Here is a 19,367-nt window from a genome sequence, read left to right as displayed (position 1 = left end):
CGATGGCCAAACCCCTATTGGAAATTAAAAATCTCAATAAAGAATTCAAAGTAAAGTCCAGGAAAGCGCTGTTTGGCAGACCGATACCCGTGCGCGTGCTGCAGGATATTTCATTCAAGCTGCAGGAAGGCGAGACGCTAAGCATCGTAGGCGAGTCGGGCTGCGGCAAGACTACGCTTGGCCGATGCATCGTGAGGGGGATGAATGCCTCTTCCGGGGAAGTCGTCTACCGAACGGAAAATGGCGATTCTGTTGATTTCCTGAAGCTGAAGGGGGCCGAAGCGAAGAAGTTCAGAAAAGACATTCAGATGATATTCCAGGATCCGTACTCTTCGCTAAGCCCGCGGATGAGTGTATTCGATATTATATCCGAGCCGCTAATCGCCAACTTTAAATTGCCTAAGTCGGAGGTGGAACGGAAAGTGTCGGAAATCGCGGAGAAAACGGGCTTAAACGTCAGCTATCTTAAACGTTATCCGCATGCTTTTTCCGGCGGGCAGCGGCAGCGGATCGCTATTGCACGGGCGCTTATTACCCAACCGAGGCTGATCGTATGCGATGAAGCCGTATCTGCGCTTGACGTGTCGATTCAAGCCCAAATCATTAATCTGTTGAAGGATCTGCAGGAGCAATATAAAATCACTTATATATTCATCTCGCATGATCTGTCGATCGTGGAGAATATTTCTGACCGCGTGGCCGTCATGCACTTGGGCAAGGTGGTGGAGATGGCGGGCGTTGAATCCATGTTCAAGCAGCCCAGACACCCGTATACCGAAGCGCTTCTCTCCGCCGTGCCGCAGCCGGATCCGGATAGGAAGAAGGAGAGGATTGTCCTGGAAGGGGAGGTGCCGAATCCGGCGAATCCGCCAAGCGGCTGCCACTTTCATCCTCGCTGCACATACAAGACGGAAAGATGCATGAAAGAAGTGCCCGCATTGCGGGAAATCGGAGACAACCATATGGCGGCTTGCCATTACGCGGAACAATTGACATTGAGGGGAGCAAGGGCATGAACGGGGAACAGACGAAAAACAATGAAGTGAAGGAACTTATTATTTTTCTAGACTGCGGGGATACGATTATCGATGAAGGTACGGAGGTACGCGATGAGAATGGCACGGTCATAGAGGGAAAAGTTATTCCCGGTGCCGATGAGATGGTTAGATTATTGGCAGAGCGTGGTTATCGACTGGCGATCGTAGCTGACGGTTTAGCCCAATCGTTCAAAAATTTGCTCTCGGTAAACGGACTATACGATTACTTCGAAGTACTGATCTACTCCGAGCAGTTGAAGGTAGAGAAGCCGAGTCCGCGCATGTTTAGAGCGGCTATGGGCGCAATGGAGCTTGGCGAGCAGGACAAGGAGAGGATTATTATGGTTGGCAATAATCTGTCGCGGGACGTCAGGGGAGCTAATCAGGAAGGGATTACAAGCGTGCATTTAAACTGGACCTCGCGCTATCCGAAAACATCGCTCGATCCCGCGGAACGGCCGGATTACATAATTGAAGAGCCGCTTGCGCTTGTGGAGCTGGCGGAACGCTTGAATGAACAACTTGCCTCGAACAAGCGGATTAAGGCTTGAACAGGAGCGAAAGCTGTCTATGGCGAAAATCGACGATGTGGCGCGTCTTGCCGGCGTATCCAAAGGAACCGTCTCCAACGTGTTCAGTCAAAAACGGTCGACTAGCAAGAAAGTAACGGAAAGAGTTCTCAAGGCATCCAAGGAACTGAATTACGTCCCGAATCACATCGCGAGAAGCTTGGTGACGAAAAAGACGATGGCAATTGGGCTGACCATCCCTCATGGCAATTTCTTTTTCAGCGCCTTTCATAACCAATTCATCAACGGTGTCGTGCTGGAGGCCTCAAGGTACGGCTACAGAGTGCTGCTCGATATGCTTCCGGTACTGGAGGTGAAAACACCTTCTTTGACCAGTTATCCCATAGACGGGGCGATCGTGCTCGGACCCACGGAAGAGGATGAGCGTATTCGCTTACTCCATATGAACGGCATGCCCTTTGTTACGGTTGGAAAAATTTTGAATGGGCAAGTAAAGGAAGCGCCAACGGTAAACAACGATAACGTTCAGATTGTACATGATATTTGCGATTACTTAATCGCAAGAGGGCATGTGAATTTGATGTTTCTGAACGCGACGGAAGGGATGACCGTTTCAGTCGAGAGAAAAGCGGCGTTTATCGAGGCACTGGCAAAACATCGAATAGCGGTTCGGGATGCTATGCACCATTACAAGCCAAGAATTCAATCGGAACAATATTTGCGTTACGGCTATGCAGAGACAATCCGCGTATTGCGGGAGAGCGAAGAGAAGGTTACAGCGATTATTGCGGACGACGACCGTGCGGCGTTTAACGCCATGAACGCAATCCAGGATTTGGGCCTCCGGATTCCCGAAGATATTTCCCTATTCGTCATTTGCGTCGATCTTTCGATGATGCATCAGACCGTACCTCCTTTGACCGGAATGGATTTACAGCCGTCTGAGTTGGGAGCGCAGTCCGTCAAGCTGCTCATGCATAAGCTTGGCAGCATCGAAGGCGATTACCCGAACCATATCATCATCGCAAGCAAAATCGTGGAGGGTGCTTCTGTGCTTCGACGATTAAATCATTAAGAAGCTGCCGGTATAAGATCGGCAGCTTTTCATTCGATACTGGGCAGTTGTAATGGATAAATGTTACAATGAGATCTAAAAGGAATTAGGATTTGACCAACTCCGATCATTTGGATATACCGGATTCAGCTCAATAATTCATGATAAAATTAATCCGACGAAGAGATAAGGAGAAGGCTGTGGAAATTTATACTCCAAGCAAAAAAAATGTCCTTTTGGGATTTCTATTCATTTGCTTAGCAATATTACCTATAACCGAGCATACAATCGTTGGGGTCATAGCCGGCATTTCATCCATCATCGGTGGCATGGCATTTATACTATTTGGGTTAGGCAAATTATCATATGTAGAGTTAACTAATGATTACTTGATGTATCATACTTATTTTAAAAGGACTAAAAGATGGAGAATTGAAGAGATATCTCTAATTACAAGAACTAAACGATGGGACCGAACAACTATCTACGTATATAAAGGAAATGAAAATATAATACTCTACTCTTATAGTGATCGGTTATTAAATCATCTAAAGCGCATTGCAATAAACGCAAAAGTAACTAATGATTAAGCTACCAATGGATAGTTCAGTAAAGGGGTGAATGGCTTGCATCTTGGTTTAATGATTCTAACCTTAATAATTATTTTACTAATGCTTGTCTATTTATCAGGAATATTCTTAACTCTCATCAGTCCCACTGTTCTTCAAATTCAACTGCTCGGTATTCAACTAACCATGTTCGGAGCAGTTATTTTACTAGCTTATAATGAAGCTGGCGGGTATGGACTTACTATTGGCATTGCTGGACTTATTACTGGAATTGTTGGTTCTTTGAGAGATAAGAATACGAGCAAGAATAACTAAGCATACATTGGTGAGTAAGATTTACCTCCTAAAAAACTAAAGAAAACCGTAGGCAGTTTTTATGACTGTCTACGGTTTTGTTTCATTAGGAAACATATCGCAATTCTTTGGCTATAACAGTAATTATATATCATATATTTTTAAACATTTTTGGAAACATATTGCGTTCGCTTTGCGTCTATCTACAACAAAATGATTAATATTATTCAGTTCTGGGGTTTAAGCAGCTATGCCAAATTTGGGGATTCCGCCCAATCGATAATAAATATTCGTGAGCCTAAGGGTGTGATGGAAATAACTAAAAAAGCTTGGTTGATCACTGTTTCGCTTGCTGCCGTGCTAATCTCCATTTTCTTGGCACAGAACAAAAAAATCGAAATCCTCCGATTACAATTAAATGAAACGAATCGGGAATTAAAAGAGAAAGAAGAGGAAATCAGCTCAACCAAAAGCGAAATGGATATTAAGAAGAAAGAGATTCTGAAGGTAACTTACAATTTAGAATTGGAAAGAAAGGCCTATGAAGAAAAAAATAAGGTGTTAAACGAACAATTACAACATGCGGATGCAATGGTTTCCACTAATGTAACGCAGTTGTTTGGAGATCAAACGCCTGTTGTTGATAGTTCCGTTCCATTAGAAATAGCATCGACTATTACGGGCTTGTTTGAGGCTATGCAGAAGAACGATGAGGCAAAATTCGCTGAGTTGGACAGGAAGGGCGTTCTAACTTCATTTTACAAGCAGCGGGATAAGGTTGACAAAATCTTATGGATACAAAACGATCCCGACAATAGAGCCGAAGCCGTAAAAGAGTGGTTACAAATCAACAATTCTACTATGAAATTGATAAAAGTGTTCTACTTTATGAAGGACGGTTCCATAATTGATCCGAACTATGCCACGGTACGGGAGGACGGAAAATGGGTTATCCTCAGAGAGGATTAAATTCAAAAGCTAAAATTACACTAATCATCATTGTGCTGGCAGCGGGGTTGTCCGTATATGGTTTTCTCTATTACCAAGATAAGAGGACCCCAGCGCCTGATGACGAACATTGGTTGTCAGTTGGATCGATAAGCGAATTGCGAATGTCTAAAAAAGAAATCGATTTTGTCGATTTTGAAGGATCTATCACTTTTCAAGGGGAGTCCGTGGACAAGACCTTAGAAGCACCCAAAGGGTTCGTCGTTACAAAGGATACGCTTGTTTTCAAAAAGAAAAGCGATGGAAAAAGGGAACTCGCAGCCGTTGATGATTTAACTAATGGGCAGGAAATAGAAGTGTGGACTCGATTTTTGAGCGACCATCTTATCGGTGCTTACGAAATCACTATAGTGAACTAAAACCAGGCACGTACATCTGTACGTGCATTTTTCTTGTTTGTTAGCACAAACAAATTCATTTTTACCTAACAAAAGTTGTGTTATGATAACGCTTATACAGCTAATTCAGCCAAAAGGATGTGCTCAAACCCATGGTCATCAAAGTTACGATGCAGCAAATCGCCGATCATCTTGGCGTTTCGAAATTCGCGGTATCCAAAGCGCTTTCGGGGAAGCCGGGCGTTAGCGCGGAAACGAGGGACAAAATTGTAAGCGTTGCCACCCAGCTTGGCTATTTTGTCAATAAACAAACGAATACCGCCGCGAAACGGAATAAACCGTCACCCTTCATAACCAATACTCGGGATACGGTCATTTTACTCGTACCGAAAGTTAGGTTCCAGACGCGGGATTCCTATTTCTGGGGACGGATTATTGACGGCGTTACGGAGGAGCTCGCAGACCGCGATATAAGCGCCCTGGTCGTTACCGAGAATTTCAAGGACAACTTCTCGAATCTCATTAATCCGAATGGCGTTCTGGGCATCATTGGCGTCGGTTATATTGCTTCCAAAATGCTGCTCGAAATTCGGAATCTCGGCATTCCGTTTGTTCTCGTCGATCACGAGGACCCGCTTATTCCTTCGGATGTTCTATTCATGAATAATATGGAATGCACGAGACGCGTCACCAATTATTTGATTGGCTGCGGTCACACCAAGCTGCAATTCGTTGGCAATACCCGCTATTCGCGCAGCTTCGTTGACCGCTATATCGGTTACCGAACAATGATGGAGGAGCATGGGCTGCCGCTTAATCAGGAGGAAGGACTTCTTACCTTTGAAGGCGGGAATCGGAGTGAAATTACCGAGGCTCTGGAAGTCATTGTGAAAGAGCTGGTTAACGAGCATCGGCTTCCAACCGCCTTTGTCTGCGCGAACGATTCCATTGCCATTTGCATGATGACCGTGCTGGGCAAGCTGTCGGTACAGGTTCCCGGACAATGCTCCGTTACGGGCTTTGATAACATCGAGGATGCCGCATGGGCTAAGCCTACGCTGAGCACCGTTAATGTCCAGAAGGAAGCAATCGGCCGCCGGGCCGTGGAGATGCTTCTTAGAAGATTGGAGCATCCGGATAGTCTTCAGGAAAAAATATTGCTTGCGGGAGAATTCATCATACGCGAGTCGACAGCGCTTCCGGTGGGCGGCTAACCGGTCAGCCGTTTAAAGGAGATGACAATTTGAGTAAATGGAGTTCCCGTTTGCGAATATGGACCGAATGGCCGTCTACGCGGATGGAAGCGAAGCTGTTAATCGTTTTTGTGCTGCTTATTCTGGTTCCCATAGCTTTGCTTACTTTATTGTCCGCGCAGCGATACACGCAAACGATTGAAAGGAACACGGTATCTTATGCATCGGAGCTCACCGATAAGATGATCGGCAAGCTGGACGATTACACGGTGGATATGAAAAAAATTTCGATAATCCCGTCTTATTTGGATGAGATCCAAGCCGGGTTGAAACAGTCCAACGACTATTACGCGAAGGAGCTTGAAGCGAAAGGGACACTAACGGACAAATCGGCAGCGGATGATACGGTCAGGCTTAAGATTCAGCGCAAGATCGAGAGCAGCATCTATTTCATGAACAATATTAAAGAGGGTACAAGCAATATCTATTTGTTCGACCGTTACGGCAATTCCTATTATGTGATAAAGAGCGGGGGCGTACGATCGAATCTAAGCGACTATTATGGGAACTGGCAGCAAATTGCGGATGAAGCGCATGGCAAGCCTGTGCTGGTCAGCACGCAGGAAGTGACCACGGTTAACCGCAAGCAGTATGTATTTACGGTTGTCCGCGAAATCATTGATAAATCCTATAACCCTATCGGACTCATCGCCGTTGATGCGAACATTTCGGTCATTACGAATATTGTGCGAGATTTGGATGCGACGACGCATGGAACAACGCTCATCCTGGATGAGCAGAAGAACGTCATTTACGACAGTGAGCAAAAATACTTGCTGCAAAATCTATCGGATAATGAGCTGCTTAAGCAGGTAACCGGCAAAGAAGGCAGCTTCCATATCGGAGACAAGGATCATTCGCAGTTGGTCATATACCGCAAATCGGAGGTATCCGGTTGGCTGATGCTGATCTCAATCCCGGAGAAGCAGCTCAAGTCCGAGGCATTGCGAACACGCAATTATACAACGGCGGCTGCCATTTCCACGATGTGTCTGGCCCTTGTCATCTCTCTTATCACTATTTTCGCGTTAACCAAACCGCTGCGCTCGCTCGTTAAGCTGATGAAGCAGGTTCAATCCGGGAAGCTGGATGTGATGTTCCCCATCAAGCGGCGCGATGAAGTAGGGATGGTGGGCAACGCGTTTAACCGGATGATGGCGCGTATCGTCTCTTTAATTGACGATATTTACCGGATCGAGCAGCGCAAGAAACAAATCGAGCTGGAGAGTCTGCAGCGTCAGATCAATCCTCATTTCATTTATAACACGCTTGAATCGATTCGGATGACTGCGGTCATTAATGATGATCCGGAAGTAGGGCAGATGGTGCAGCTGCTCGGGCAGCAGCTCCGCTACAGCATTCATGCCGGAAGCGAGACCGTGCAGGCCGAGCAGGAATGGGAGCATTTAAGAATGTATATGCAGCTTTTAAGCTATCGTTACGGAACGCGGTATTCCTTAAAGCTGCCGGAGGATCCCGCGGTTGGGAAAATCGAAGTCATGAAGCTGCTTTTCCAGCCAATCGTTGAGAATGCGATTAATCATGCGTACGACGAACAGACGGGAGACTTAGTTATTTCAATCGGTTATAGGCAAGCCGGCGGAGATCAATATTTTATCGTCAAAGACGAGGGCAGCGGCATGGATCAGAAAGCGCTGCAGCGGCTGCGAAGCATGCTCGATGCGGAGCAAATGCCGGTATGGGAAGGCCGCGGCATCGGTCTGAGAAATGTGAACGAGCGGCTAAAATTACGCTATGGCGCTGCTTACGGCATTACGGTGGACAGCGTGCCAGGCGAAGGAACAACGGTGTCCATTAAACTTCCTATTCAATCTAAACAGGGGGGAATGACCTTATGAACATTATCGTAGTCGATGACGAAGAACGAATTAGACTCGGATTGTGCAAGCTGATCGAACAGGCAGGAGAGAACTACGTCATTATCGGCTCTTACGGCAGCGGTCAGGAGCTTCTGGACGAAATCGAGCATCTGGAGCCGGATTTAATTATTACGGATATTAAAATGCCGCAAATGACCGGAATTCAGCTTATTTCAAAAGTGAACGGCATGCGGAAAAAGGCGAAATTCGCCGTCCTGAGCGGCTTCAATGATTTCGAATACGTGCGCGAGGCGCTGCGCTATGAGGTTAAGGATTATTTGCTTAAACCCGTTAATTTGGACGAACTGAACCGTATGCTTGCGAAGGTGGAGACGGAAGTCAGGCAGGAGAATAACCGCAGACGTCTGGAATCGGAAGATTTGGTCAGTCTGCTGCTTTTTGCTGAAGACAGGCAACTGCCTGCTTTATTAAAAGAGGAAGTAAGCGGCGAGCTTGACCGCAGCCGGTTGTTTGCTGAGCATTACGCCGTATTGCTTGTAGGCGGTGATCCGGCTATAACCGATGAGCATCTTGAGAAATGGACTAGCGATTGGCAGCGTGAACGCAAAATCGTAAGGAACGAGAGTTTGCGACAGGCTCTCATTATCGCAATTGGACAGAATGATCACGCCAATACGGTGCGGGATCTGGCGGTAACGCTGCTGCAGCGATTGCCTGGCTTTACGAAAGCAAAGATCGGATACAGCAGTGTTTTTAGCGGCAGCAGCCGCCTTGGGCAGGCTTATCGCGAGGCTTCGGCCGCTTTTCAACAGGCTTGGTATAATAATGAGCTTCGCGGATGCTCGGGAGTTAGTAACCAAACGGCGCATAAGGAAGAGAGATATCGCTTGCTCCGCATTATCGATAAGGAGGTTTTGCCAGCCCTTCAGGTATGCGACGTTGCTCTGGCAAGCCGCGCTTTCGAGAGCTGGCTGACGGAGTGTGCCCAATACCGTTTCCATTGGGATGAGCTGAGGGAAGTATGCTCGGACATGCATGTGCTTATAAGCGAGGAAATAAAGCAAAGGCTTGACCGGCAGCCGTCGGTTGGCGGAGAGCCCGGCAAGAACATTGCTCCCGAGAGCTTCGAGGATTGGCGAGCCTTTGCCGCTCAACTGCGCTCGGATATGAGCGACCGTTTCCATACGCTTGAGCAGGGGCGTTCCGAGAATAAAGCGGTTGAAACCATTAAAGCCTATCTCCAGAAGCACTATACGGAAGAAATCGAGCTGCAGCGTCTGGCTGATCTTGTCTATTTGACGCCCAGCTATCTGAGTAAGCTGTTTAAAACCGAGACGGGCGAGACGATAACCGACTATTTGACTTCGGAGAGAATCGAACAGGCCAAGCGTCTGCTTCGCGATGAGTATGGCCTGAAAACCTACATGATTGGAGAGATGGTAGGTTATGCGGATCCAGCGTATTTTACGAAAGTGTTCAAAAAAATGACCGGTAAAACACCCAAGGAATACCGTGACATTGTTAGGTAGTTGTTGTTAGGCGAAAGTTAGCAAAATTGAAGACAATAAAAAATAACGGAGTCCATTAAATTAATAGAGCCTTTCTCTTATAATATGATGTAAGCGTTAACAACTCAGCCTGCAGTCATCAAACAGAAAGCGAGGGAGCCTATTGTTTAATTTCAGTTATAAAACGCAGCGTTATCTTATTTTATTCGGGTTTTTAACGATTCCCGTTCTGCTGTCGCTGACCTTCTCTTATTATCCAGCCATCTCCTTGGTCTATTACAGCTTGACCGATTGGAGTGGATTAAGCTGGGATATGAATTTCATCGGCCTCGACAATTACAAGGAAATTTTCACGAAGCCGGAAGTGTTCGGCGCGCTGAAGAATAACCTCTATTATTTTATCGGAGGACTTATCCAGGTTGCGTTATCGCTCTATTTCGCCGTTATCCTAACGGGCAAGCTGCGCGGCCGCAACGGATTCCGAGCCATGTTGTTCATCCCTTACGTCCTTCATAGCGTTGCAACCGTGATCATGTTCAAAAACTTGTATCACATGGAATACGGGTCGCTTAACGTGCTGCTTGGCTCGATCGGATTGGAATCCTGGCAGCAGAGCTGGCTTGGCAACAAGCATCTCGTTAATTTCTCGCTTGCTTTTATCTCGATGTGGAAGTACATGGGGCTCAACATGGTTATTTTTATCGGAGCGCTTCAATCCATTCCAAGCGACTTGTACGAAGCAGCATCCATCGACGGGGCTAACGGCAGACAGAAGTTCCGGTTCATTACGCTGCCGAGCATCCGCAAAGTAACGGAGCTGATGTTAATCCTGACCTTGACCGGAGCGCTCGAAGCTTTCGATATTCCATATGTCATGCTGCTAGGCGCGAATGATACATCGACCTTCGTCATTAAGACCGTGGACACGGCGTTCAAGTACCAGAACTTCGGTCTAGCTTCCGCAATGGCAGTGATACTACTCATCATGGTGCTTGTATTCATCGTAATTCAACGCAAGCTGCTGTTCAGAGAGGAGAGGTAACGGGATGAAACGAGAAGAGTCATTCTCCTTTACGATATTCAAATACGTGACGCTGGCCATGGCCTTGTTCGTCGTGTTCTTTCCCTTGTATTCCGTATTTATCGGCGCCTTCAAGACGCAGCGGGAATATTACCAGTCCGGGCTCCGAATGCCAGCTGATTTATTCAACTTTGAGAACTTCAGCAAGGTTATCGAGATCGGCAAGCTTGGGCTGGGCTTTAAAAATATTCTAATCATTCTCGTTATTGCGGTTGCCGGCAATGTTTTGTTCGGAACGATGGTCGCTTATGCGGTCGGAAGATTCGATTTCAAGCTGAAAAAGCCGATTATGGGGATGTATCTGATTGCCCAAGTTATTCCGATGGTAACGACCCAGGTTGCTACGTTCAGCGTTATTAAATCGCTGCATCTGTACAATACGATGGGCGGTCCGATCATTTTGTATTTGGGCGCAGACGTGCTTCAGATCGTTATTTATTTGCAGTTTGTGAATAGCATTCCGAAGGACTTGGACGAAAGCGCGATGATGGAAGGGGCTTCTCTGTTCCGGATTTACCGTTCTATTATTTTCCCGCTGCTCGGACCTGCCACGGCAACGCTTGTTATCCTGAAAACCATTTCGATTTATAACGATTTCTATACCCCGTACTTATATATGCCGAGCCAGAAGCTGAAGGTCGTATCGACAGCCATTTATTCCTTTGTCGGACCAAATGCTGCCCAATTAAACGTCATATCCGCCGGCATTCTTATAATTTTCATTCCGACGCTGCTGCTGTTCCTGTTCCTCCAGCGTTATATTTTTGCGGGAGTTACGAATGGCGCGGTTAAGTAGCGGGATGAACTAAGTTATTCAATAAAAGAAATATCCTACAAAAGGAATTCATGAGGGAGTGCATCAACGTTGAAACCATGGAATGAATTTGTGAACGGAATGACGTGGGGGTGGACCGGCGTGCGCGGCACTTGGGCAAGTCCCGAAGCTGCGCACTCCATGTCGGAGATGACGAAGCTGAATGTAAACTGGGTGGCGATCGCTCTTGCCGCCAATCAAGAAACTCCGCAGTCCACCGTGATTCCTTATTGGAATGAACCAACCGTAACGGACGATGAAGTGTTGTGGGCGATCCGGGAAGCCAAGCGGCATGGATTAAAAGTATGCTTGAAGCCGGTCGTTAACTGTGCAAACGGGACTTGGCGGGCTCACATTAATTTCTTCGATGATGAGGTGCCCGGCGAACCGAGCTGGGCGGAGTGGTTCCGTTCTTATCGTTCTTTCATTAAGCATTATGCCGCTATTGCGGAAGCGGAAGGCTGCGAGATGCTCTGTATCGGCTGCGAAATGGTGCAGACCGACAAACGCGATAAGGAATGGCGCGCTTTAATTGCGGAGGTTCGTGAAATCTACAGCGGGCTTATTACCTATAATTGCGACAAGTATCAGGAGGAGCGGGTCACCTGGTGGGATGCCGTCGATATTATTTCCTCCAGCGGCTATTATCCCATTGATCAATGGGAAGCTCAGCTCGATCGGATCGAAGCGGCCGTGAAGTCTTGGGACAAACCGTTCTTCTTCATGGAGGCCGGTTGTCCAAGCCGTGAGGGTTCGCCAGCGAAGCCCAATGATTGGTCGCTTCCCGGAGGTCCTTCCGAGCTCGAACAAAAGCGTTATTACGAAGCCATGTTCGCAGCTTGCTCGAAGCGCGAATGGATGCAGGGGTATATGCTGTGGGATTGGCCGGCACGATTGTATAAGAGTGAGGAAGCTGCAAACAATGACGATTACTGCATGTATGGCAAAATCGCAGCTGCAGTCATAAGCGAGCATTATGGGCGAAGGAACTGATGGAGATACGCCCTAATCGTAGTCTTCTATTGTCTTCTAACCTAACAAAACAAAAAATGTTAGCATAATTGATGACAATAAAAACAAAAAAACTTCATATGAATTTGTTTTTCCAGAAGCTATGATGATGATGTAAGCGATACCAAAGCGTGGAACAAAGCAAATGGAAGTTGTTAAATTCGAATTGCAGGGGGTAACTTTCGATGGAAAAAAGATTTGCGGTCTCGTTGGTTCTTGCTTTAACAGTCGTCCTCACGGCAGCCTGCGGAGGCAACAATGCAGGTAATAACAATGCGGGAACGGCTACGAATTCCGGCACTAACAATGCTGCAGCTTCTAACGACGCCGGTTTGAAAGATGCTGAAACGACGGATGCTCCAAGCGATCTGAGCGGCACGATTAAAGTACTTACGCAAAGAACGGACTACGTAAACGATGGAACGTTCGACCGGTATGCGGCAAAGTTCAAGGAAAAATATCCAAACGCGAAGATCGAATTCGAAGGCCTTACGAACTATGCAACGGACATTCAAGTCCGGTTGACGACCGGGGAAGCCGGCGACGTATTGATGATCCCGGCAGGCCTGGCTACATCGGAATACGGCAAATATTTCGAGCCGCTTCCGGATGAATGGTTCAACAACGTTTATTTCGCGGACAACACGTTGTTTGACGGCAAGCGTTACGGTCTATCGACCGGCGTTAACACGCAAGGTATCGTATACAACAAGAAAGCATTCGCGGCTGCGGGCATTGATAAAGTGCCAACAACGCTCGATGAGCTTTATGCCGATGCCGAAAAGCTGAAAGCTGCGAAGATCACGCCGCTGTACATGAACTATGGCGCGCAATGGCCGATGGGCAATTGGGGAGATGGCTCCGCTTGGTACGTAAACGGCGACCCGCAATTCGCTACGAAGCAAGTATCCGACGATGCGCCGTTCCAATTGGATAACGCCTGGGGCACGCTCGCAACCATCGGCCGTACATTCGTTGAAAAAGGTTATGTAGAGAAAGACTTGTACACGAACAACTGGGAAATGTCCAAAGGCGAAGTAGCAAGCGGCAAAGCGGCCATGTATTTCCTTGGCAACTGGGTAATCCCTCAAATTATCGGTGCGGGCGCAGCATCGGAGGATATCGGCTTCTTCCCTCTTCCATACGATAACAGCGGCAAATACAACGCACCGCTTGGTTCCGACTATTTCGTAGCCGTAAGCAAAGACAGCAAAAACAAGGATCTCGCTAAAGCATGGGTAGAGTTCTTCGTAAAAGAATCCGGCTACGTTGAAGATTCCGGCTTTATGCCAATCGACAAGTCGGCGCAATCCTCTATTCCGCAGTTGGCGGAGTTCCAAGCGCTGAACCCGACGCTAATCGAAAGCGAAGCAACGGATCCTAAATACAATGAAATCGCGAACAAAGCGCAAATCGGCATCGGAACTGGCGATTACGTTCAAGAGTATATTGTAGCCGATGATCTCAAAGCTGCATTCGATAAATTAAATAAAAAATGGAAAGACGCAAAAACAGCTTTGGGCTACTAGGCAAAAGCTGAAAGCCTCGCTTCGGGATAGCCGAAGCGAGGCTTTTTATTGTGGCTGGCTGGAATGAAGAACGATTATTTCTCCCATAATCGGGGGCTAGTTAAGCTTTTGTTTTGCATAACCGCTTGGCGTTTGATGATACGTTTGTTTAAAGACTCTCTCGAAATGCGGCACGGTGTTGAAGCCTGCTGCAAAGCATACCTCGGTAATCGTCAGCTCTGTGGAGGCCAGAAGCGATTTGGCGAACTTCAGTCTTAATTGCTGCAGGTAATTCTGATAGGACAGGCCGACTTGCTTGCTGAAGCATTCGCTGAAATAAGTGGCGGATAGACCCGCATAATTAGCTACCTTGGCAAGAGTGAGCGGCTCTCTAAAATGATGATGCATATAGACCAAGCCTCGGCGAAGCGAAGGATGAAGGAGATGGGGGGCGGAAGAACCCTCACGAGCTGCCGGAGTAGATTTTCTGCAAGCCCTTGCCAGGTCTATTAATAATCGTTCAAGCGCTCCTTGAATAAGGATGGAGTGACCGATGTCGGCGTTCCGGGTTTCATCCCATATTCTTCGGCAAAGTTCCTCCAATTGATCGGCTTCCTTCGGCTCGAATGGATACGAATAGGGAGAGTTTGCGTAGATGAGCTCTAAGAGGTCGTACTTAATAAAGGATTCCAGAAAAATTAAATCGTATAAGCGGATGGTCTCCCCGGGGTCAGGTGCGATTTCATGGAAATCAGCCGGAGTCAGCAGAAACAGCAAGCCGCGCTCCAATCTCCTCGATACGCCATTAAGCGTATGTACGCCACTGCCCGAAAGAACAAAGGCAATTTCGAAAAATTCATGCCAATGCGTCTCAATTTTGTTGGTAATCGAATGCTCGTATATGCGAAATGGCGAGGAAGCGTCTAAGTAATTTTCATTCAATAACCTTTCGGGAGTCCACTCGACAGTCATAAAATCTCACCTTTTTTGATATGACTATATCGGATTTCCTGGTAGATATAAAGTTGATTTTGCTGAATCCTAAAATATGCATCGTTTCTCCGAATGGATAAGTAGCTGAATAAACACGAAGAAATTTATGATGAGAATGCAGAGAATCATTTGAAGGAGTGAGAAAATGATGTCAAATTTATTGCTTACGAATGACGATGTATCCTATTATGCGAAGAATGGGTACCTTCTTCAAAAAAAGCCTTTGTTTTCACCTGAAAAAATGCAAGAGCTATCCGAAATATTCGAAGAGCAATGGGCTGCGGTAGGAAAAAAGCTGAATAGCGAGCTGGACACTCCGCACTTCCGCGATGAACGCTTGTTAAAGTTTTTGCTCAGCGAAGAGGTGCTGGACCTGGTGGAGCCGTTAATTGGCCCTAATATCGGACTTTGGTCCAGCCATTTTATAGCCAAGGAGCCGTTTGTGGGTAAACAGACTCCGTGGCATGAGGATTCGGCCTATTGGAAAGGCAGAATCGACAGAATGGACAAGATTGTAACCGTCTGGCTGGCAATCGATCGAAGCAATAAGGAAAACGGCTGCATGAGAGTCATTCCGGGGACTCACAACAACGGCTTTTCTGAATATGAGTCTGTAAGCGAAGACAGCAATATTTTCAACAGTCAGATTAAGAAAGTGAATGATTCGGAGGCTGTATACTTCGAACTGGAGCCTGGAGAGTGCTCCTTGCATGATTCGAGAATTATTCATGGAGCAGCAGCGAACACCAGTCCCTTTCGCAGATGCGGCTATACCATGCGGTACTTCTCTACCGAAGCGAGAGTCATTCCGGAGAAGAATCCCGGATTTAAGGTCTGGCTCGCACGCGGCAAAAACATAGCAGGAAGCCAGTTTGTTAACGAATAAGCGAATCTATGAAATAGGCTTCAAGACAGGCCATTGGAAGAACCAAGCCGTACAAGCCTTCATAAAATGAGATAGCTTCACCATCCATTTATGAGGGGGAAACATGCGATGAGTATCGTTAATTATGTCACGAATAGCGGATTCGAATCGGGGCTGACGGGATGGGTAACCTCCGGGACTGTCACTCTCAACTCGACTTACAGTCCGACAGGCTCGAACTCCGCCCAAGTTGCAGGAGGGACGTCCGGCTCCTATATCTATAAGCTCGTGAGCGTACCTGACGGCAACAGCTTCGAGCTGATGGTTTCGTTGTCGAAGAACGGCTCCGGGCTTGGACCGTCGGTCATTATCGGAGTCTTTTACTTTACGACCGGGCTTGTCTTTCAGAATACGGGTCTTTTGGCTACGATACCTTCCCGTCTGCCGGATGGCACGGCGAACAACTGGAAGACCGCCTACTTTCACGTGGAGCCTGCCTTTTCGGGAGGGACTATAGCTCAAATCTTCATTATGAACGGTTCGCTGGCCAATTCGGTAGACTTATTCGTCGACGATGTCCAGCTGCTGAACAGCGCGTTGGATCTTGGCTGATGCAAGCAAATGAAAAGGGAAGCAACAGGCGCGTCCTGTTCTTCCCTTTTTCCTTTTCTTGAAGATTTATAATGCAATTATCATTGATGAGTCATTGTAGATGGAATCATACCGCAGTAAAATATTGGATAAGCATAGTAGGAGAAAAGCAGGTTAGCGGTTGGGGGAGAGCGGCTGAGGTGGATACTTCGTTACTTGTTGCGTTAAGTATTTCATTTGTTATTGTGACCTTGTTTACTCCTGTCTTGATATGGGGGCTGCGCAGCCTGAAGCTGCTTCAGCCTATTCGGGTTGAGCTGCCGGCGGATCATCAGGCCAAGCGCGGCACGCCGCTGATGGCCGGTCTTATTTTGCTTACCGGCGTGTTTACCTCGGTTTATTTCCATCCCAGTCCGCTTGTGCTTTTTCTGGGAGCAACGTTTGTCCTATTCAGCCTGGTAGGCTTTATGGATGATATGAAGAAGGCGGCCTTTCAGGATCCTTCGGGCATTTCGGGGAAGACAAAGCTGGTATTCCAGTTTGCGTTTACGATTCTATTGCTGTATATTCTGTTGACTCAATTTCATTTGAGCTCCGATATTCTGCTGCTTCATCATTTAGCAATTCACCTGCCGGTGTGGGTATACTTGATTCTCATGATGCTGTTTATTGTCGGCTCCGCGAATGCGATTAACTTTACCGATGGGCTCGACGGATTGCTGATTAACGTCTCAATCCCAACTTATTTTTTCTTCTTTATGATCTCGGACAAAACAGAAATTAAGACTTTTTCGTTAGTGATGATTGGCTGCCTGCTGGGGTTATTCCTATACAATATTTATCCGGCCAAGGCTTTTATGGGAGATACCGGCTCGCTTGCGATTGGCGGATCGCTAACCTTCCTAGCTGTTATTGAAAAGGTTGAAATTCTTATTCCGATATTATTTTCAGTCTATATAGCGGAACAACTATCGGTCATTCTGCAGGTCTGGTATTACAAGCGAACGAAAAAGAGATTGTTCCGGATGGCTCCGATTCACTACCATTTCAGTTTGAAATATGGCTGGAGCGAGAATAAGATCGTCATTATTTTCGGATTCGTATCTTGGATCTCCGCCTTAATCTGTTGGGTTTTTTGGAAGTACATGCGATGAACATGCAAAGGTAATGGATAAGCACTGGCGCCTTAGAGGGTCAGTGTTTATTTAGTTGACCAGCAGCGGTCGATATTAAAGACTTCGCTCCAATAAAACCCCGACTTGCTTCGCCATAACTTCCGGGGGATGGGGCATTCCGTTCCTGATCCACCACTCAATTACCCCTACATAAGCAGTCCCTGCATACTGCAGCATAACATCCTCGCTCAAATCGGTATTTCTGTCGCTTTCCCTGTCAATTTCACCTTTGAAGCCTTCCATAAAAGAGTTCAGCAGCCGGGTTCGGAAAGAGGATGGGGCACCTTTCGCTTCTTTGCTGGCAAGCATCGTGGAGAAAAAAAGATAATTCTCTTCGAAATAGTTGAAATAAGGAACCAGCGCGTCAACCCAATCCATTTCGCATGCCCATTTATCCATTTCTCCCAATTCATTTAAGTGCGTTTCGATGAGTTTATCGAGTAAGTCGTATTTATCCTGATAATGCAGGTAAATCGTTCCGCGATTTAGGTTTGCCCGGTCCGCGATATCCTGAATCGTAATTTCGTCAAAGCTTTTTTCCGACATTAGATCGATAACCGCGTGTTTTAATGATTCCTGCGTTTTAAGAATTCTCCGATCTACTTTGGGCATGAAAATAGTCACCTGGCTTTCGTAAAGATAATTAACATTTTTGTCTTTCGTGTTGATATATCAACATAATCCGAGTTTTTAACCATTGAATGCGATCTTCTAAGTTATATAATAATGAACATGAGTTGATTAAACAATGTGTTTTGTTTATCCAGTTCATGTTGAATGTTTATTCGAATAGTCTACCGGGAGGTTGAACAATGATTACAGCTCATGCACGCGCAACATTTAGTCAAGAAGGTACTTTCGAGCTCACGGCTATCGAACGCAGGGAACTGCAGCCTCGTGATATCCTTATAGAAATTAAGTTTGCCGGAATTTGCCACTCCGATATCCATTCCGCCAGGGGGGAATGGGGGCCTGTACAATATCCTTTTGTTCCGGGTCACGAGATTGCCGGAATTGTCTCTAAGGTTGGTTCGGAAGTAACCAAGTATAACGTTGGCGACCGGGTTGGAGTAGGCTGCATGGTTGATTCCTGCGGGAAGTGCGCAAACTGCCATAAGGGGAAAGAACAGTATTGCCTGGAAGGAATGACCGGTACTTACGGCTCTATCGACCGCTACGGGCAATATACGCAAGGCGGTTATTCCACCCATATCGTCGTTAAGGAAGAATTCGTGGTTAAAATTCCCGACGCGTTGGCGCTAGACGCGGCCGCCCCGCTTTTGTGCGCCGGCATTACTACGTATTCGCCGCTGCGACATTGGGGAGCCGCTCCGGGCAAAAAGATTGCCGTTGTGGGACTTGGCGGGCTTGGACATATGGCCGTTAAGCTCGCTCACGCCATGGGAGCAGAGGTAACGGTATTATCGCAATCCTTGAAGAAGAAAGAAGACGGTCTGCAGCTTGGCGCGGATTATTATTATGCGACAAGCGATCCGGAGACGTTCAAGCAACTGGCTGGTTCCTTTGATCTTATCGTAAATACGGTAAGCGCGAAGATCGATATTAATGCGTACCTTTCGCTCTTGGCCGTGGACGGTACATTAGTCAACGTTGGTGCTCCATCGGAGCCGCTGCCGGTTCAAGTATTCTCGTTGATTCCTCAGCGCCGTTCGTTTGCCGGTTCGTCTATCGGCGGAATTCGCGAAACGCAGGAGATGCTGGACTTTTGCGCTGAACACCGGATTACTCCCGAAATCGAAGTCATTTCAGCCAATCAGATCGATGAAGCTTGGGAGCGCGTATTGGCTTCGGATGTCAGGTATAGATTTGTCATTGACGTCAGCACGATGATGAATCAGTAAGATCTTATTGAACGAATACGAAATGGAGGAATTTT

The 19,367-nt window shown here is 46.9% G+C and carries 19 protein-coding genes; 17 read left to right on the top strand and 2 right to left on the bottom strand.

Going from position 1 to position 19,367, the window contains the following annotated elements; all coding sequences use genetic code 11:
* The first annotated feature begins 2 nt into the window (after window positions 1-2).
* From CFI03_RS13440 to CFI03_RS13380, 13 genes are all read left to right on the top strand, one after another.
* A complete protein-coding gene (locus CFI03_RS13440; protein ID WP_248757615.1) occupies window positions 3-1,016 on the top strand; it encodes an ABC transporter ATP-binding protein in 1,014 nt (337 codons plus the stop codon).
* The gene (locus tag CFI03_RS13435) at window positions 1,013-1,588 is read left to right on the top strand and encodes an HAD family hydrolase (protein WP_248757614.1); all 576 of its coding nucleotides are present in this window, start codon (window positions 1,013-1,015) and stop codon (window positions 1,586-1,588) included. The genes CFI03_RS13440 and CFI03_RS13435 overlap by 4 nt, the downstream gene beginning before the upstream one ends.
* Window positions 1,551-2,642 (top strand): LacI family DNA-binding transcriptional regulator, encoded by a 1,092-nt coding sequence (locus CFI03_RS13430; protein ID WP_248757613.1) that lies wholly within the window; start codon window positions 1,551-1,553, stop codon window positions 2,640-2,642. The genes CFI03_RS13435 and CFI03_RS13430 overlap by 38 nt, the downstream gene beginning before the upstream one ends.
* Before the next feature lie 605 nt (window positions 2,643-3,247).
* Window positions 3,248-3,505 (top strand): hypothetical protein, encoded by a 258-nt coding sequence (locus tag CFI03_RS13425; protein ID WP_248757612.1) that lies wholly within the window; start codon window positions 3,248-3,250, stop codon window positions 3,503-3,505.
* 192 nt (window positions 3,506-3,697) lie between these two features.
* Window positions 3,698-4,453: a hypothetical protein gene (locus CFI03_RS13420; protein WP_248757611.1), complete on the top strand. Its 756-nt coding sequence runs from the start codon at window positions 3,698-3,700 to the stop codon at window positions 4,451-4,453.
* The gene (locus CFI03_RS13415) at window positions 4,429-4,851 is read left to right on the top strand and encodes a hypothetical protein (protein WP_248757610.1); all 423 of its coding nucleotides are present in this window, start codon (window positions 4,429-4,431) and stop codon (window positions 4,849-4,851) included. The genes CFI03_RS13420 and CFI03_RS13415 overlap by 25 nt, the downstream gene beginning before the upstream one ends.
* Window positions 4,852-4,982: 131 nt before the next feature.
* Entirely contained in the window at window positions 4,983-6,044 is a 1,062-nt protein-coding gene (locus CFI03_RS13410) for a LacI family DNA-binding transcriptional regulator (RefSeq protein WP_248757609.1), read from the top strand.
* Window positions 6,045-6,073: 29 nt separating this feature from the next.
* Window positions 6,074-7,942, top strand: a complete 1,869-nt coding sequence (locus CFI03_RS13405; RefSeq protein ID WP_248757608.1) for a sensor histidine kinase — start codon at window positions 6,074-6,076, stop codon at window positions 7,940-7,942.
* A complete protein-coding gene (locus CFI03_RS13400; RefSeq protein ID WP_248757607.1) occupies window positions 7,939-9,453 on the top strand; it encodes a response regulator transcription factor in 1,515 nt (504 codons plus the stop codon). Before CFI03_RS13405 ends, CFI03_RS13400 begins: the two co-directional genes overlap by 4 nt.
* Window positions 9,454-9,595: 142 nt before the next feature.
* The gene (locus tag CFI03_RS13395) at window positions 9,596-10,474 is read left to right on the top strand and encodes a carbohydrate ABC transporter permease (RefSeq protein ID WP_248757606.1); all 879 of its coding nucleotides are present in this window, start codon (window positions 9,596-9,598) and stop codon (window positions 10,472-10,474) included.
* A gap of 4 nt (window positions 10,475-10,478) precedes the next feature.
* A complete protein-coding gene (locus CFI03_RS13390; protein ID WP_127493357.1) occupies window positions 10,479-11,309 on the top strand; it encodes a carbohydrate ABC transporter permease in 831 nt (276 codons plus the stop codon).
* Between the two features lie 99 nt (window positions 11,310-11,408).
* Window positions 11,409-12,320, top strand: coding sequence for a glycoside hydrolase family 113 (locus CFI03_RS13385; RefSeq protein ID WP_248757845.1), 912 nt, complete (start codon window positions 11,409-11,411; stop codon window positions 12,318-12,320).
* A gap of 203 nt (window positions 12,321-12,523) precedes the next feature.
* Window positions 12,524-13,867 carry an ABC transporter substrate-binding protein gene (locus tag CFI03_RS13380; RefSeq protein ID WP_248757605.1) on the top strand — a complete coding sequence of 448 codons (1,344 nt, stop codon included), beginning with the start codon at window positions 12,524-12,526 and terminating at the stop codon, window positions 13,865-13,867.
* Window positions 13,868-13,963: 96 nt separating this feature from the next.
* Here CFI03_RS13380 and CFI03_RS13375 read toward each other — a convergent pair whose 3' ends face one another.
* The gene (locus CFI03_RS13375; protein WP_248757604.1) at window positions 13,964-14,818 is read right to left on the bottom strand and encodes a helix-turn-helix domain-containing protein; all 855 of its coding nucleotides are present in this window, start codon (window positions 14,816-14,818) and stop codon (window positions 13,964-13,966) included.
* Between the two features lie 166 nt (window positions 14,819-14,984).
* On the opposite strand from CFI03_RS13375, the gene CFI03_RS13370 reads away from it, so the two are divergent.
* The 3 genes from CFI03_RS13370 (at window position 14,985) to mraY (ending at window position 17,449) form a co-directional block, all read left to right on the top strand.
* Window positions 14,985-15,725 carry a phytanoyl-CoA dioxygenase family protein gene (locus CFI03_RS13370; protein ID WP_248757603.1) on the top strand — a complete coding sequence of 247 codons (741 nt, stop codon included), beginning with the start codon at window positions 14,985-14,987 and terminating at the stop codon, window positions 15,723-15,725.
* Between the two features lie 108 nt (window positions 15,726-15,833).
* Window positions 15,834-16,316 carry an NTTRR-F1 domain gene (locus tag CFI03_RS13365; protein ID WP_248757602.1) on the top strand — a complete coding sequence of 161 codons (483 nt, stop codon included), beginning with the start codon at window positions 15,834-15,836 and terminating at the stop codon, window positions 16,314-16,316.
* A 179-nt stretch (window positions 16,317-16,495) separates the two neighbouring features.
* The gene (gene mraY, locus CFI03_RS13360) at window positions 16,496-17,449 is read left to right on the top strand and encodes a phospho-N-acetylmuramoyl-pentapeptide-transferase (RefSeq protein WP_248757601.1); all 954 of its coding nucleotides are present in this window, start codon (window positions 16,496-16,498) and stop codon (window positions 17,447-17,449) included.
* 75 nt (window positions 17,450-17,524) lie between these two features.
* Here the strand turns inward: mraY and CFI03_RS13355 are convergent, their stop codons facing one another.
* On the bottom strand, window positions 17,525-18,082 hold the full coding sequence (locus tag CFI03_RS13355) for a TetR/AcrR family transcriptional regulator (protein ID WP_248757600.1): 558 nt from the start codon (window positions 18,080-18,082) through the stop codon (window positions 17,525-17,527).
* A 200-nt stretch (window positions 18,083-18,282) separates the two neighbouring features.
* On the opposite strand from CFI03_RS13355, the gene CFI03_RS13350 reads away from it, so the two are divergent.
* Complete coding sequence (locus CFI03_RS13350) at window positions 18,283-19,332, top strand: NAD(P)-dependent alcohol dehydrogenase (RefSeq protein WP_248757599.1); 1,050 nt, start codon at window positions 18,283-18,285, stop codon at window positions 19,330-19,332.
* Window positions 19,333-19,367: the final 35 nt, after the last annotated feature.

The sequence above is a fragment of the Paenibacillus sp. ATY16 genome, from assembly GCF_003399985.2.
In the GTDB taxonomy this organism is placed as follows: Bacteria; Bacillota; Bacilli; order Paenibacillales; family Paenibacillaceae; genus Pristimantibacillus; species Pristimantibacillus glycanilyticus.
The sequence above is the reverse complement of the archived record's forward strand: the minus strand, read 5'-3'. Positions and strand labels throughout refer to the sequence as shown.